The sequence below is a fragment of the Pseudomonas sp. LBUM1646 genome, from assembly GCF_059716165.1.
Map to the genome: position 1 here is coordinate 4,074,230 of NZ_CP166810.1, position 14,728 is coordinate 4,088,957.

A 14,728-nucleotide genomic window follows, 5' to 3' on the forward strand; every position below is an offset into this window, starting at 1 on the left:
TGAGCAGATCGTAGATTGCGATGATCGGACCGTCCAAGACATAATGCGCAGCACTTGAGTCCCTAGAGGTCTGACATGATCGACATCCGCCAATTGCGCTACTTCGTCGCCGTCGCCGAAGAAGAACACGTCGGTCGCGCCGCCGAACGGCTGCATATTTCCCAGTCGCCCCTGAGCCGGCAGATCGCCCAGCTCGAAGAACGCCTGGGCCTGACCCTGTTCGAACGCAGCCAGCAACGCATTCGCCTGACCCGTGACGGCCAGACCTTTCTCGCGGAAACCCGCGCGCTGTTGACCCACGCCAATCGTCTGGAATCCCTGGGCAAACGCCTGGGTCGTGGCGAAGAAGGCGGGTTGTGCATCGGCTACATTGAGAACGCCATGCACGCTGGCGTTTTGCCGAACGCCTTGCGCGTGTTGCGCGTGGAGCGGCCGAATGTGCACGTTGCGCTGTACAACCTCAGCTCTGCCGAACAATTGGAAGGCCTTCGCCAGCGTAGTCTGGATATCGCCCTGGTCAGTGAACCACCCGTCGCCGATGATCCAGATTTGCTGGGTTTCCAGGTGCTGGATGATCCGATGTTGCTGGCCTTGCCTGAAGATCATCCGCTGGCTCAGCAGGCGGTATTGACGCCCGAAGACCTCGCCAATCAAGAATGGATCGGCGTGCAACATCACCATAATCTCGCCAGCCGCGAAAACTTCGTCAGCGCCTGCATACGCGCCGGCTTCACCCCGGACATCCGCATGGAGGCCACCGGCCCCTTCACGGCATTGGCCCTGGTGGCCTCGGGACTGGGCATCGCCATGATTCAGAAAGGCCTGAGCCGCAATGCACCGCCAGGCGTGGTCCTGCGGGAAGTGCCGTGGATTTGCTACACCAGACCGCTGTGGGCAGCGTGGCACCGGATCAATTTGCGGCCGTTGGTGGAGACGTTCAGGAAGGTGCTGACGGAACCGGGTTCATGATCGTTCCCACGCTCCGCGTAATGATCGTTCCCACGCTCCGCGTGGGAATGCAGCCCGGGACGCTCTGCGTCCCTTCCCGGAGCTGGAACGCGGAGCGTCCCTTGAGGCATTCCCACGCAGAGCGTGGGAACGATCAGTCCAGTGTCCGGCTCACTATCCGCTCTGCCAACGCCAGGCAACTGGTCAAACCCGGTGATTCAATACCAAACAGATTCACCAATCCCGGCACACCATGGCCGGCCGGGCCACTGATGACGAAGTCAGCGGCCGGTTCCGTCGGGCCGGTGATCTTCGGGCGAATGCCGCTGTAGGCCGGTTGCAGACTGTTTTCCGGCAATCCCGGCCAGTAGCGACGAATCGCCTGATAGAACCCATCAGCCCGGTGCGGATCGACGCGGTAGTCGATGTGTTCGACCCACTCCACATCCGGCCCAAACCGCGCCTGACCGCCAAGATCCAGGGTCATGTGCACACCCAACCCGGCGCTTTCCGGCGCGGGATACACCAGATGCCGAAACGGCGCCCGACCACTGAAACTGAAGTAGCTGCCCTTGCACAATCGCGCCGCTGGAACGTGCTCAGCGGGCAAGCCAATAATCCGGCTCGCCACCTCAGGCGCCGACAACCCCGCACAATTGATCAACTCACGACAGCTCAACGTCATCGGTTGCGCCCCGCCCATTTGCAGTTCGAAACCCTGCGCAATGCAACGCGCCGACACCAACGGCGTATGAAACGCAATCGACGCGCCCGCCCCTTCAGCGTCCGCCTGCAACGCCAGCATCAACCCATGGGAATCGACGATGCCGGTGGACGGCGACCACAGCGCGGCGACGCAGGACAATTCGGGTTCAAGCTCCTGCGCCTGCCGGGCATCGAGCCATTGCAAGTCATCAACGCCATTGCGTAAACCCTGTTCCAGCAACCGCTGCAACGCCGTTTGCTGATCGTCATCGGTCGCCACAATCAACTTGCCCAACCGCTGATAATCCACCCCGCGCTCATCGCAAAAGGTATACAACCGCCGCTTGCCCTCGACACACAGCTGCGCCTTGAGGCTGCCACTCGGGTAATAAATCCCTGCGTGGATCACCTCGGAATTGCGCGAGCTGACGCCCACGCCAATCCCCTCGCCCGCCTCGACCACGACTACTTCGCGCCCGCTCAAGGCCAGGGCCCTGGCCACCGCAAGCCCGACCACGCCGGCCCCGACCACCACACATTCAATATCGACGCTCACCTGCCCTCCGCTCATTCACGCCAGACCCCGTTCCCGATAATCGATCAGGCTGGAGAAAATCGCCAGCAGCATGGCCATGACCACAAAGAAGATCAGCACCAGGAAGTACGAACCGGTGAACTGCACGATCAAGCCAATCAGGATCGGCACGATCACCCCGGCCATGTTGCCGCAGAAATTCATGGTGCCGGCCAGCACGCCGGTTTTCGAGGTGCCACCGAGGATCGACGGAATGCACCAGTACATGCCGCACCAACGGATGAAAAACATCGCCACACACAGTAGGCCAATTGCTCTACTCGCCTCGGTCGTATAGGCCACCGCCAGCATGCACAGGGCCGCCACCAGCGCCGAGCCGCTGAACATGCTGCGCATCACCAGGTTGGGCGAGGCGCCGCTGGACTTCCATTTATCGCCCAGATAACCGCCCACCAGTTCGCCGACGAAGCCGCACATGAAAATCAGGAAGGTCGCGCCGCCCATGCTGGAAATGTTCAAACCGTGAGTCTGGTGCAGGTAGCTCGGCATCCAGGTCAGCAAGCCGTAGAACACGCTGAGGATGCAGCAGTAACCGGCGAACATTGCCAGCACCGAACGGTCCTTGAGCAGTTCTTTGAGGGCAATGCTGGTCACCGCGCCGGGTTGACTGGTTTTGCGATTGCCTTCGGTGATGTGCGCCAGTTCCGCAGCGTTGACGCCGGGGTGTTCACTGGGGTGGTTGCGGATGTATTTCCAGGCCAGCACACCGGCGAGCATGGTGCCAATCCCGGCGATCACAAACGCAATGCGCCAGGAGTCGAACCAGCCGATCAGCCCGGCAATGATGATCGCGCCAAACGCGCTGCCCAGCGGCGCGCCGCCGTCCACCAACACTGCGCCGCGTCCACGTTCGTTGGGGGTCAGCCAGGCGCCGTTGAGCTTGGCGCCGGCCGGCATGATTGGCGATTCGGCGATGCCCAGACCCATGCGCGTGACGAGCAGGATGATCCAGTTGTGTGCGCCAGCGGCCAAGGCCTGGAATGCGCCCCAGGCGACGGTTGCGATGACGATCACACGGCGGGTCTGGAAGCGATCCAGCAGCATGCCGCCGGGAATCTGCATCAACGCGTAGGACCAGAAAAACGCGCTGAGCATCAAGCCTTCCAGCGCCGGCGGAATCTGAAATTCGCTGGAAATCAGCGGCAACGCCACCGACAGCGAGGCGCGGTCGATGTAGTTGATCGCGGTCAGCAGCAACATGATCAGGAAGATTCGCCAGCGCACGCTGGTGGGACGTTCGGTAGCGGCCAGGGAAAGGGTTTCGGCACTCGGATTGTTCATGAGGGGCACTCTTTATTGTTGTGGATGCAAGCGACCCAATGCCCGTCAACCAAACGCAAACCCCGTTTGTGTCTGACGGGCATCAGGTAGCGGCCCCACTCTAATGACGCGCCCGACGAGTGAATAATGAGGGGATCTGATTGGGGGATCACCGAACGTCATCCCCCCAAAAGATCAGAACGTTCCCGGGTAGCTGCCGCCGTCCAGCAGCAGGTTTTGCCCGGTGAGGAACCCGGCGTGGGCGCTGCAAATGAATGCGCAATAGGCACCGAATTCATCAGGCTGGCCGAAGCGCTGGGCCGGCACGTGTTTGCGCCGTTGTTCGCTGATGGCTTCAACGCTGGTGCCGTTGGCATCGGCGGCAGCACTCAGGGTTTTGTGCAAGCGCTCGGTTTCGAACGGGCCGGGCAGCAAGTTGTTGATGGTCACGTTGTTCCCGGCCAGCCGCGACTGGCGCGCGAGCCCGGCGATAAAACCGGTCAAGCCACTGCGGGCGCCGTTGGACAGACCCAGCACGTCGATGGGTGCCTTCACCGCGCCTGAAGTGATGTTGACGACACGCCCGAAGCCACGCTCGGCCATGCCATCGACGCAAGCCTTGATCAGTTCGATGGGCGTGAGCATGTTGGCGTCCAGCGCCTTCAACCAATCTTCGCGCTGCCAGTCGCGGAAATCACCGGGGGGCGGGCCGCCGGCGTTGTTGACCAGGATGTCCACCTGCGGACATGCGGCCAGAACCTGTTCGCGCACCGAGGGTTCGCTGATGTCGCCGATCACGGTCCGCACTTCGACGCCGAGGCCACGCAAGTCAGTGGCGGCGACTTGCAAAGCGTCTTCCCCACGAGCGTTGATCACCAGGTTGACGCCCTCCTTCGCCAAGGCCCGCGCACAGGCCAGTCCCAGCCCTTTGCTGGCGGCGCAGACGATGGCCCAGCGGCCTGATATTCCCAAATCCATGACGATGCCCCTGACAGTTGGAAAACCCCACGTTACCACCGCCACCTGACGCTTCGGGGGATGACAAACAGTGATCCCCGGATCAGACCTTTTCATTATCAGCCGCCCGCGCCGCTTATTACTGTCTCCCGACCAATAAGAAACCGGAGACACCCATGAACCCGTTCCAGTTTTATTTCCCCACGACCTTGAAGAGCGGCAACGGCCTGGTGCGTCAGGCCGGTGCATTGCTCAAGCCTCACGTTCGAAAAAAACTGCTGGTGGTCACCGATGAAGGGTTGATGGCGTCGGGCGTGATGGAAGGCTTCTTCGCTTCGCTGACTGAAAGCGAGATCAGTTACGAAGTGTTTTCCGGCGTCGAGCCCAACCCTACAACTGACGTGCTGGAGCGCGCCGTTGCTTTCCTGAAAAACCATGACTGCGACTCAGTGATCGGCGTCGGTGGCGGTAGCAGCATCGACACTGCCAAGGGTGTCGCGGCCATGGCCACCAACCCCGGCAACATCCTCGACTACGAAGGCTACGACAAACTGCTGCACCCGCCGCTGCCGGTTTTCGCCATTCCCACCACCTCCGGCACCGGCAGCGAATGCACAGCGTCCACGGTGTTCACCAACACCAAAACCCTGTTCAAGACGGTAATCATCAGCCCGGCGCTGTTTCCAAAACTGGCGATTCTCGACGCTGAACTGACCCTCAAATTGCCGCCGTCGATCACCGCCGCTACGGGCATGGACGCCTTGACCCACGCCATCGAATCCTACGTGTCGAAGCAGGCCAACCCGGTCAGCCAGGCCCTGGCGCTGCAAGCGATCAAGATGATTTGCACACACCTGCCCAAGGCGTTTTTCACCGGCTCGGACCTGCATGCCCGCGAGCAAATGCTGCTCGGTTCGTTCCTCGCCGGGGTCGCCTTCGCCCAGTCGAAACTCGGCAACGTCCATGCGATCTCCCACACCTTCGGCGGCGTGTTCAACATCCCCCACGGCATCGCCAACGCGACGCTGCTGCCCTACGTCATCGAATACAACCTGGCGGCCTGCCCGGAGCTGTTTCGCGAGATTGCCATCGCCATGGGCGAAGACGTCGACGGCCTGAGCCCGACTCGCGCCGGGCACAAGGTGGTGGAGCACGTGATGGCCCTGAATGAAGCCATCGGCATCCCCGCCAACATCAAAGACCTGGGCGTGGACCTCGACTACATGCCGCAGATGGTCAGCGACTCGATGCGCAGCGGCAACGTGCTGGTCAACCCACGCCTGACCACCGCCGCCGACATCGAACGGATCATCACCAATGCCTTCCACGGCACTCATTCCTGAGAGAAGAACCCCATGTTTTACGAGATGCGCACCTACACCCTTCAGATCGGAAAAATGCAGACCTACCTCAAGCACTTCGAAGAGAACGGCCTGCCGGTGATCTCCCGCTACGCCACGCTGGTGGGTTGGTGGTACACGGAAATCGGCGAGCTGAACCAGGTGATCCATATCTGGGCCTACCCGAGCCTCGATGAGCGGATCAACAAGCGTGCGGCGCTGTATCAGGACCCGGACTGGCTCGAAGGCTTCGTGCCGATCGCGTTCCCGATGCTGGAGAAGATGGAATCGAAACTGCTGATCGCCGCGGACTTCTCACCGATCAAATAACCCCCAGACGCCACCGCTCCTACGGGGGCGGGTACGGCCGTTAAATCCAAGGACAACCCTCATGTGCGACCACAACACCAATAACACCGCCGCCGACCGTTCTCCCGACGCTAAAAAACTCCTCGAAGGCCTGCCCACCAACTGGGGAAAATGGGGGCCGGACGATGAAGTCGGCGCCCTGAATTACCTGCAAAGCACCGAGATCCTGCGCGGCATCGCCTCGGTCCGCCAGGGCAAGACTTTCACCCTGCAAGTGCAGATCGGCCATCCCAAGGGAGAACCGCTATGGCCCGGCCGCCGCCCGTCGATGCGGGTCAACGTGTTGGACAAGGGCCATTTCCTGGCCGGCAAAACTCACTTCGACGGCCATGTGGAATACGCCGACGACGTGATCTTCATGCACCTGCAAGGCTCGACCCAGTACGACGCCTTGGGCCATGTCTGGCACGACAACAAACTGTGGAATGGCTACGACGCCATGAGCACCATCGGCAGCATGGACAAGGCCAGCATCCTGCCGATTGCCGAGCGCGGGATTGTCGGGCGGGCTGTGCTGATCGACATGGCCCGCCATCGCGGCAAAACGGTGCTGGACAAGGGTGAGACCTTCACCCATCTGGACTTGCTGGCGGCGGCGAAAGCCCAGGGCATCGAGATCGAGAAACGCGACATCCTGATCATCCGCACCGGCTGGATCGGCTCGTTCTACGAGCGCGAGCCGGACGAGTTCTACAAGGATTTCGCCGAGCCGGGCCTGACCTTCAGCCGTGAATTGGTGGAGTGGTTTCACCAGATGGAAATCCCCAACCTGGTCACCGACACCATGGCCAACGAAGTGGCGGTCGACCCGACCTCAGGCGTAATGATCCCGCTGCACAACGCCTTGATGCGCAACCTCGGCGTGACCTTCACCGAAGTGGCGCTGCTCGATGAGCTGGCCAGCGATTGCGCCGCCGATGGCCAGTGGAAATTCCTCTACACCGCCGCGCCGCTGAAGATTGTCGGCGGCACCGGCGCACCGGTAAATCCGATTGTGATCAAGTAATCAGGTCCTGTTGCAGTTCGTTGATCAGCAGGGTCGCCGCCGGAGACAAATCGGCGCCGGCCCGGCTGATCACGCCGTAGGGCTCGATCAACGCGCGCAGCGACACCGGCAGTTTCACCAGCAAATCGTATTGCTCACAGAACTCGGCGACTTCCACCGGGATCACCGCCAACAGCGTCGGGTCTTGCTGCACCAAAAGGATGGTGGCGAAGGTTGATGAGGTTTCCAGCGGATAACGCGGGATCTCCAGCCCCGCTTCGTTGAGCTCGCGCTCCAGGGCTTGGCGCATCGGCATGTCCTTGGGGTAGACGACCCAGCGGTAATCGCTCAATTGCGACAACTGCAACGACTCGGCGCGGGCCAGTGGATGGTCCTTGCTGGCGACCACGGCCAAGGGTTCTTCACTCAGTTCGATGCAGTCATAGGCGTCCGAGCGCTGGCCGACGCTGGTGCGACAAATCGCCAGATCCAGCCGTCCCTGATCGAGCAAACCGAGCAACGTGGCGCTGGTGTTTTCCACCAGTTCCACCGACAACTCCGGCTGTTTGAGCCGTAACGCGCTCAAGGCCCGGGTCAACAACGGCACCGCGCCCATGATCACCCCCACCGACAACCGCCCGCCCTGCCCTTGCATGATGCTGAGCATTTCCTCGCGCAGGTGCTCGACATCGCTGTAGATCAGCCGCGCATAACGAATCATGCAGCGCCCCATTTCATTGGCCACCAGGCCTTTGGGTTGGCGCTCGAACAGCGGCATGCCGAGCAACGACTCGACTTCATGCAAGGCTTTGGTGGCGCCGGACTGCGAGATCGAAATCTGCTCGGCCGCCTTGTGCAACGAGCCGCGATCATCGAGGGCAATCAGCAAGCGCAACTGTTTGAGGCGCAAGCGTGAAGCGATGCTGGCAAGGGAAGGAACCATGTCGATGGGTGCTCGATTCAAGGGACGAATCCGTCTAGGCCCACGCCGGCACGTACCGGCGCGGGGGTACGTGGTCAGCTCAGGGGCGCCCTGCTCCACTGGCCGTTGACCAGTCGATTGAGGCCCAGTGGATTATCGTTTTGCAGTGCCTCGGGCAGGTACTCATCAGGATAGTTCTGATAGCAGACCGGGCGCAGGAAGCGATCGATGGCCAGGCTGCCGACCGAAGTGCCACGGGCATCCGAGGTCGCCGGGTACGGGCCGCCGTGCACGATGGCATCGCTGACTTCCACCCCTGTCGGGTAGCCGTTGAGCAACAGGCGCCCGACCTTGTCTTCGAGCAGCGGCAGCAGGTCGGCGAAGCGATCCAGGTCCGCCGCTTCGGCGATGAGTGTGGCGGTCAGTTGACCGTGCAGGCTGTCGAGCACGGCGCGCAATTGTTGCGGGTCAGCGACTTCCACCACGACGGTGGTCGGGCCGAAGATTTCTTCCTGCAACAACGGATCGCCGTCGAGTAATAACTGCGCGTCTGCTTTGAACACCTGCGGTTGCGCCTGGGACTCGCCCTGCGGTTGACCGGCCAAGTGCACGACGCCATGGTGAACCGAGATGTGTTCGAGGCCAGCATGGTAGCTTTTCAGGGCGCCGGCATTGAGCATGGTCTGCGGCGGTTGCTGGCCCATGTTTTTGGCGAATACGTCGAGGAATTCGCTGAACTGCGGTGAGCGCAGGCCGATGATCAGGCCGGGGCTGGTGCAGAACTGGCCGCAACCGAGGTTGATCGAAGCCGTGAGTTCCTCGGCGATTTTCCCGCCACGGACGTTCAGCGCTTCGGGCAGCAGAATCACCGGGTTGATGCTCGACATCTCGGCGAACACCGGGATCGGTTGCGGGCGCGCAGAGGCCAGATCGGACAAGGCTCGACCGCCCTTCAGCGAACCGGTGAACCCCACGGCCTTGATGCCATCAGCCTTGACCAATGCCTGGCCGACACCCGCGCCGTAGATCATGTTGAAAACGCCGGTCGGCATCCTCGTGCGTTGCGCGGCGCGAACGATGGCGCTGGCGACGTGGTCGGCAGTCGCCATATGGCCGCTGTGGGCCTTGAACACCACCGGGCAACCGGCGGCCAGCGCGGAGGCGGTATCGCCACCGGCCGTGGAAAACGCCAAGGGGAAATTGCTCGCGCCGAACACGGCTACCGGACCGACGCCGATGCGGTATTGGCGGATATCCAGGCGTGGCAGCGGCGTGCGCTCGGGCAATGCCTGATCGATGCGCGCACTGAGAAAATCGCCGCGACGCAACACGTCGGCAAACAAACGCAACTGGCCGGTGGTGCGATTGCGTTCACCGCGAATCCGCCCCTCGGGCAACGCGGTTTCCCGGCAGACCAGCGCAATGAAATCGTCGCCCAGCCCATCGATTTCCTCGGCAATCGCTTGGAGAAATTCGGCGCGGCGCGCTGGCGACAACTGACGAAACGGCGCAAAGGCGCGCGTGGCCGCCGCTACCGCCAACGCAACTTCCTGCTCATTGGCTTGATGAAAAACATAGGGCAGCGCCTGCCCGGTGCTCGCGTCGAGACTGCGCAGTGTCTCGCGCCCCAAAGCACTGCGCTGCCCATCAATAAACTGCTGGCCCAAAATAACGGACATCAAAAACTCCCGCGCCCGCGCTCGGCGGGCGATCACTCGAATTGAAGGGTTACGCCTGTGGCGCACGCTTCACTCTAGGGCTTGGGGTCATGGCCAAACAAAGGACAACAACGGGCCAGGGGATGAGCGTTGGTCATCCCCTGGCGAACGGTCCGTCAGTGAATGGCGACCGGGTTGATGTTGACCTGGGTCGAGCCCTTGTACAGCGGCTGCCCGAGGACAAACATGAACTCCCAGGCCTTGTCTTTCACCAGCGCGCGGCTGTCGATCAGCTCAAGGTTGTAGATGCCGTTCTTGGCCAGCATGTACTGGTTGACCGGGAACTCCTGGCCGTCTTTGGCCGGGTAGATTTCCGAAGCCCACGTGTCACCGCCGAACGCGACGATCTGCTTGTCCACCAGCCATTTGGCCGCCGACATGCCGATGCCCGGCTCCACGGCGAGGAATTTCTTGTTGTCCTTGCCCAGCAACTCCAGCCAACCGGTGTTGAACAACACCACATCGCCTTTCTGGATGGTGATGCCTTGCAGATCGAGCGCTTTCTGGATATCAGCGACGCTGAACTCGGTTTTCTCCGGCACGATCGGCGTGCCGTACACGGCGGTCATGTCCAGCACCACACCACGGGTGACGATGGGCGGGACCTTCTCGATGCCGAGTTTCTTCACGCCTTCGACGGTGACGAAATCGGCGGCGCGGTTGCCGTTGTAGTAGACGTAGTCGATGCCGATATGGCCGATGCCGTTGAGCTGGGTGCCGACTCCGGTCCAGCCCACTACCAGTTCATCGTTGAAGGTGAATTTGTTCGGGCCCATGGTCGTACCGCCCGCCTCGCCCGGCTGGACGTTGGTCAGGTTGAAGCTGCGATGGCGGAAGGCCGGGAGGTTTTTGTCGATGGGCACGGCCAGCGGGTAGGTCTTGCCGGTCTTGATCAGTTTGGCGGCGTTGAGCACCGAGTCGGCGTTGAGCAGGTTGAGCGCGCCGATTTCATCGTTGGCGCCGTACTTGGAGGGGTACCATTTTTCGGCATCTGCGGCCTGGGCGGCGCTGAAGGTGAAGAGCAAGGTGAAAGGCAGTATTAAACGATTGAGCATGGGGGCGTCCTTATGGGGTTGCAGTGAACCCAAGGTACGCAGCCCGTCGGTGGGGAAACAGACAGGTGTGGGCAATACATTTGTTCTGGATAGTCACGAGTAATGCGAGTGCCGGAGCTGCCGAAGGCTGCGATCTTTTGATCTTGGCATTTCAACAGCCGCCACAGATCAAGATCAGGATCAAAAGATCGCAGCCTTCGGCAGCTCCTACAGGGACCACCATTAACTGTCATTCACCTGAACAAGTTCTAACTTCAATAAGCAGATCCGAAGTTTCTCCATTCAATTGAACTTTAATCAGGTATTGATGGTTGACTTCACCCACCTGCCTGAGTAAATTGCGCGGGCCGGTTTCACAGGCCTTTTTTCAACTCACAAAAGAATCCAATGGACACAGTATCTAGTCGCTGTCGGGCAACTGCGAATTCGCAGGACCTGGCACATAACCCAGAACATGACGGGACTCGACTTTGCGGTCGGGTGAGCTGCGCTAGAGCTTGATGCTCCACCGTAACTTGCCTCGCCGGCGTCAGTCCGGTCCAGAGGTATGTTATGAACTTCAAAGCCACTGTAATGCCCGGCGTACGCGCCTTTGCCTCGACGATGCGGGTCCGGCTCTGCCGTGAGCGCCTGCTGACAAACCGGGTTGTCGCCCCGTTTTCCAGCCCTTCCTCCCCTGCCTCGGCGCACCTGCGTGCCAACTGGCGCGTCTGCCCGATGACGGGTCAGCTTCAGCAACGCTGGAGCCTCGACGACAGCCAGGAACCACCGAGTCGGCGCATCGCGCGCCTGTTCCAACGGGCGAACCTGATGCTCGGGGCACGCACTTTCCATTGAGCTGAAGGCACTATCAAAGTCCTTCCCTTAACGTTTTCCTTATAAAGGAATTCGGCAACTTCTTATTGCCTGTTAAATAGTGAGTTAGTTATGGACGAAGCCAGTAGACGGTTCGCTGCCCGTCACTTTTCAATCGACGGCCAGCGAACATTAACTATTAAAAACGCAACTATCAGAATCGATCGCCTATTGGCGGCTCGACATACGTGCGCTCGTCTTTAATTAGCTGAAGTGCCTGTGTGTCGTGCCGCGAGCCTGCGGCAGGAGCACAGCAATGACCCTTGTAAAAACCGCAAAGAAAACCACCCAAGGCGCCAGCAACGACAACGCCAAACTGTCGATGCGCGCCGCTCGGGAAGCGCAAAATGGCCTGGCCGTGACGCTGACCAACCTCAACGCCACCGCTGATGGCCTGACCGAACTCGAAGCCCAGGGCCGCCTGGCGCGCAACGGTCACAACGAAGTGGCCCACGACAAGCCGCCTCACGCCCTTATCCAACTGCTCAAAGCCCTGAACAATCCCTTCATCTATGTGTTGCTGACCCTGGCCGCCATCAGTTTCTTCACCGACTACTGGCTGCCGATCAACAACGGCGAAGCGGATGACGCCGACCTGACCAAGGTCATCATTATCATGACCATGGTCAGCCTCAGCAGCCTGCTGCGGTTCTGGCAGGAATACCGCTCGGCCAAGTCCGCCGAAGCCCTGAAAGCCATGGTGCGCACCACCGCCACCGTGCTGCGCCGCGAGCACAAGGACGGCAAACCGCTGCTGCGTGAAGTGCCGATGCGCGATCTGGTGGCCGGCGATATCGTTCAGTTGAGCGCAGGGGACATGATCCCGGCCGACATCCGCCTGATCGAATCCCGCGACCTGTTTATCAGCCAGGCGGTGCTGACTGGCGAAGCGTTGCCGGTGGAGAAATACGACACCCTGGGCAACGTGGCGCAAAAGTCCGCCACTAGCAGCGCGCCTGATCAATCCAACCTGCTGGACCTGCCGAACATCTGCTTCATGGGCACCAACGTGGTCAGCGGCACCGCCAAAGCCGTGGTGGTCGCCACCGGGGCACGGACTTACTTCGGTTCTCTGGCCAAAGCCATCGTCGGCTCGCGGGTACAAACCGCGTTCGACCGTGGGGTGAACAGCGTCAGTTGGCTGCTGATCCGCTTCATGCTGGTGATGGTGCCGATCGTGTTCCTGCTCAACGGCTTCTCCAAGGGTGACTGGGGCGATGCGTTCCTGTTTGCCCTAGCCGTTGCCGTTGGCCTGACCCCGGAAATGCTGCCGATGATCGTCAGCGCCAACCTGGCCAAAGGCGCGATGGCCATGGCCAAGCGCAAAGTGGTGGTCAAGCGCCTTAATGCGATCCAGAACTTCGGTTCGATGGACGTGCTGTGCACCGACAAGACCGGCACCCTGACCCAGGACAAGATCATTCTGGAGCACCACGTCGACAGCCATGGCCGGCGCGACGATTCAATCCTCGAACTGGCGTGGCTCAACAGCCATCACCAAAGTGGTTTGAAGAATCTGATGGACCAAGCCGTCGTGCAGTTCGCCAACAGCAATCCGAAGTTTCGGGTGCCGTTCGCCTATAGCAAAGTCGATGAACTGCCGTTCGATTTCGTCCGTCGGCGGCTGTCGATCATCGTCAAGGACAGCCGCGACGATCACCTGATGGTGTGCAAGGGCGCGGTCGAGGAAATGCTCGGCATCGCCAGCCACATCCATGAAAATGGCCAGGTGATCGCGCTGGATGCCCAGCGGCGCAAAGACCTGCTGGCCCTGGCCAACGAGTACAACGAGGACGGTTTCCGGGTGCTGCTGGTCGCCACCCGCGACATTCCGAAAGCCCAGAGCAAAAACCAGTACAACACCGCCGATGAGCGCGAGTTGGTAATTCGCGGCTTCCTGACCTTCCTCGATCCGCCAAAGGAAACCGCCGGCCCGGCCATCGCGGCGCTGCGCGACATGGGCGTGACGGTCAAGGTGCTGACCGGTGATAACGCCGTGGTCACCTGCAAGATCTGCCGCGAAGTCGGCCTCGATCCAGGCACGCCGCTGCTCGGCCAGGACATCGAGCACATGGACGACACCACGCTCAAGCTGCGGGTCGAAGAACGCACGGTGTTCGCCAAGCTGACGCCGCTGCAAAAATCCCGGGTGCTCAAGGCCCTGCAAGCCAATGGTCACACCGTCGGTTTCCTCGGCGACGGCATCAACGACGCCCCGGCGCTGCGCGATGCCGACGTCGGGATCTCGGTCGATAGCGGTACTGACATCGCCAAGGAATCGGCGGACATCATCCTCCTGGAAAAGAGCCTGATGGTGCTCGAAGAAGGCGTGCTCAAGGGCCGCGAAACCTTCGGCAATATCATGAAGTACCTGAACATGACCGCCAGTTCCAACTTCGGCAACGTGTTCTCGGTGCTGGTGGCCAGTGCGTTCATTCCGTTTTTGCCGATGCTGGCGATCCACCTGCTGCTGCAAAACCTCATGTACGACATCTCTCAGCTGGCGTTGCCGTGGGACAAGATGGACAAGGAGTTCCTGCGCAAACCGCGCAAGTGGGACGCAAAAAACATCGGCCGTTTCATGCTGTGGATCGGGCCGACCTCGTCGATCTTCGACATCACCACGTTTGCCCTGATGTGGTACGTGTTCGCCGCCAACAGCGTGGAAATGCAGAGCCTGTTCCAGTCCGGCTGGTTCATCGAAGGGCTGCTGTCGCAGACGCTGGTGGTGCACATGCTGCGCACCCAGAAGATCCCGTTTTTCCAGAGCACCGCGGCGTTGCCGGTGATTCTGGCGACCGGGGTGGTGATTTGCCTGGGTATCTACATACCGTTCTCGCCGCTGGGCACGTTGGTCGGCCTGGTGCCGTTGCCATGGGACTACTTCCCTTGGCTGGTGGGCACGCTGCTCAGCTACTGCGTGGTAGCGCAGACCATGAAGACGATCTACATCCGCCGCTTCAAGCAGTGGTTCTGATGCACTGAGCACTCCTTGGGATCGGGGTTGCAAACCCGATCC

Annotated in this window: 12 protein-coding genes; 6 read left to right on the forward strand and 6 right to left on the reverse strand. The window is 60.9% G+C overall.

What is annotated here, in order from left to right; all coding sequences use genetic code 11:
- The first annotated feature begins 75 nt into the window (after positions 1-75).
- On the forward strand, positions 76-969 hold the full coding sequence (locus tag ACA071_RS18550) for a LysR substrate-binding domain-containing protein (RefSeq protein WP_497640482.1): 894 nt from the start codon (positions 76-78) through the stop codon (positions 967-969).
- A gap of 133 nt (positions 970-1,102) precedes the next feature.
- On the opposite strand, the gene ACA071_RS18555 is transcribed toward ACA071_RS18550, so the two are convergent.
- The 3 genes from ACA071_RS18555 to ACA071_RS18565 form a co-directional block, all read right to left on the reverse strand.
- On the reverse strand, positions 1,103-2,209 hold the full coding sequence (locus tag ACA071_RS18555) for an NAD(P)/FAD-dependent oxidoreductase (protein WP_497640484.1): 1,107 nt from the start codon (positions 2,207-2,209) through the stop codon (positions 1,103-1,105).
- A 15-nt stretch (positions 2,210-2,224) separates the two neighbouring features.
- Positions 2,225-3,529 carry an MFS transporter gene (locus tag ACA071_RS18560; RefSeq protein WP_497640485.1) on the reverse strand — a complete coding sequence of 435 codons (1,305 nt, stop codon included), beginning with the start codon at positions 3,527-3,529 and terminating at the stop codon, positions 2,225-2,227.
- A gap of 174 nt (positions 3,530-3,703) precedes the next feature.
- Positions 3,704-4,486 carry an SDR family oxidoreductase gene (locus ACA071_RS18565; RefSeq protein WP_497640486.1) on the reverse strand — a complete coding sequence of 261 codons (783 nt, stop codon included), beginning with the start codon at positions 4,484-4,486 and terminating at the stop codon, positions 3,704-3,706.
- A 155-nt stretch (positions 4,487-4,641) separates the two neighbouring features.
- Here ACA071_RS18565 and ACA071_RS18570 point away from each other — a divergent pair, with 155 nt between their 5' ends.
- The 3 genes from ACA071_RS18570 to ACA071_RS18580 all read left to right on the forward strand — a co-directional run bounded on the left by ACA071_RS18570 (position 4,642) and on the right by ACA071_RS18580 (position 7,180).
- Positions 4,642-5,808 (forward strand): iron-containing alcohol dehydrogenase, encoded by a 1,167-nt coding sequence (locus ACA071_RS18570; protein WP_497640488.1) that lies wholly within the window; start codon positions 4,642-4,644, stop codon positions 5,806-5,808.
- Between the two features lie 12 nt (positions 5,809-5,820).
- Positions 5,821-6,135, forward strand: coding sequence for an NIPSNAP family protein (locus ACA071_RS18575; RefSeq protein ID WP_497640489.1), 315 nt, complete (start codon positions 5,821-5,823; stop codon positions 6,133-6,135).
- 61 nt (positions 6,136-6,196) lie between these two features.
- The gene (locus ACA071_RS18580; RefSeq protein ID WP_497640490.1) at positions 6,197-7,180 is read left to right on the forward strand and encodes a cyclase family protein; all 984 of its coding nucleotides are present in this window, start codon (positions 6,197-6,199) and stop codon (positions 7,178-7,180) included.
- Here ACA071_RS18580 and ACA071_RS18585 read toward each other — a convergent pair.
- The 3 genes from ACA071_RS18585 to ACA071_RS18595 form a co-directional block, all read right to left on the reverse strand.
- Positions 7,173-8,102: a LysR family transcriptional regulator gene (locus ACA071_RS18585; protein ID WP_497640491.1), complete on the reverse strand. Its 930-nt coding sequence runs from the start codon at positions 8,100-8,102 to the stop codon at positions 7,173-7,175. The two genes, ACA071_RS18580 and ACA071_RS18585, sit on opposite strands and share 8 nt — an antisense overlap.
- Before the next feature lie 74 nt (positions 8,103-8,176).
- Positions 8,177-9,760, reverse strand: a complete 1,584-nt coding sequence (locus ACA071_RS18590) for an aldehyde dehydrogenase (NADP(+)) (RefSeq protein ID WP_497640492.1) — start codon at positions 9,758-9,760, stop codon at positions 8,177-8,179.
- 155 nt (positions 9,761-9,915) lie between these two features.
- The gene (locus ACA071_RS18595) at positions 9,916-10,854 is read right to left on the reverse strand and encodes a cyclase family protein (RefSeq protein WP_497640493.1); all 939 of its coding nucleotides are present in this window, start codon (positions 10,852-10,854) and stop codon (positions 9,916-9,918) included.
- Positions 10,855-11,406: 552 nt separating this feature from the next.
- Between ACA071_RS18595 and ACA071_RS18600 the strand changes: the two genes are divergently transcribed.
- Positions 11,407-11,691, forward strand: a complete 285-nt coding sequence (locus ACA071_RS18600) for a hypothetical protein (RefSeq protein ID WP_497640494.1) — start codon at positions 11,407-11,409, stop codon at positions 11,689-11,691.
- A gap of 274 nt (positions 11,692-11,965) precedes the next feature.
- Positions 11,966-14,686 (forward strand): magnesium-translocating P-type ATPase, encoded by a 2,721-nt coding sequence (mgtA, locus tag ACA071_RS18605; RefSeq protein ID WP_497640495.1) that lies wholly within the window; start codon positions 11,966-11,968, stop codon positions 14,684-14,686.
- Positions 14,687-14,728 lie beyond the last annotated feature (42 nt).

What these genes read in the sequence shown, in the direction of transcription:
- ACA071_RS18550 (WP_497640482.1), top strand. Translation starts at nt 76, where the DNA reads ATGATCGACATCCGCCAATTGCGCTACTTCGTCGCCGTCGCCGAAGAA.
- ACA071_RS18560 (WP_497640485.1), bottom strand. Translation starts at nt 3,529, where the DNA reads ATGAACAATCCGAGTGCCGAAACCCTTTCCCTGGCCGCTACCGAACGT.
- ACA071_RS18565 (WP_497640486.1), bottom strand. Translation starts at nt 4,486, where the DNA reads ATGGATTTGGGAATATCAGGCCGCTGGGCCATCGTCTGCGCCGCCAGC.
- ACA071_RS18570 (WP_497640488.1), top strand. Translation starts at nt 4,642, where the DNA reads ATGAACCCGTTCCAGTTTTATTTCCCCACGACCTTGAAGAGCGGCAAC.
- ACA071_RS18575 (WP_497640489.1), top strand. Translation starts at nt 5,821, where the DNA reads ATGTTTTACGAGATGCGCACCTACACCCTTCAGATCGGAAAAATGCAG.
- ACA071_RS18580 (WP_497640490.1), top strand. Translation starts at nt 6,197, where the DNA reads ATGTGCGACCACAACACCAATAACACCGCCGCCGACCGTTCTCCCGAC.
- ACA071_RS18585 (WP_497640491.1), bottom strand. Translation starts at nt 8,102, where the DNA reads ATGGTTCCTTCCCTTGCCAGCATCGCTTCACGCTTGCGCCTCAAACAG.
- ACA071_RS18590 (WP_497640492.1), bottom strand. Translation starts at nt 9,760, where the DNA reads ATGTCCGTTATTTTGGGCCAGCAGTTTATTGATGGGCAGCGCAGTGCT.
- ACA071_RS18595 (WP_497640493.1), bottom strand. Translation starts at nt 10,854, where the DNA reads ATGCTCAATCGTTTAATACTGCCTTTCACCTTGCTCTTCACCTTCAGC.
- ACA071_RS18600 (WP_497640494.1), top strand. Translation starts at nt 11,407, where the DNA reads ATGAACTTCAAAGCCACTGTAATGCCCGGCGTACGCGCCTTTGCCTCG.
- mgtA (WP_497640495.1), top strand. Translation starts at nt 11,966, where the DNA reads ATGACCCTTGTAAAAACCGCAAAGAAAACCACCCAAGGCGCCAGCAAC.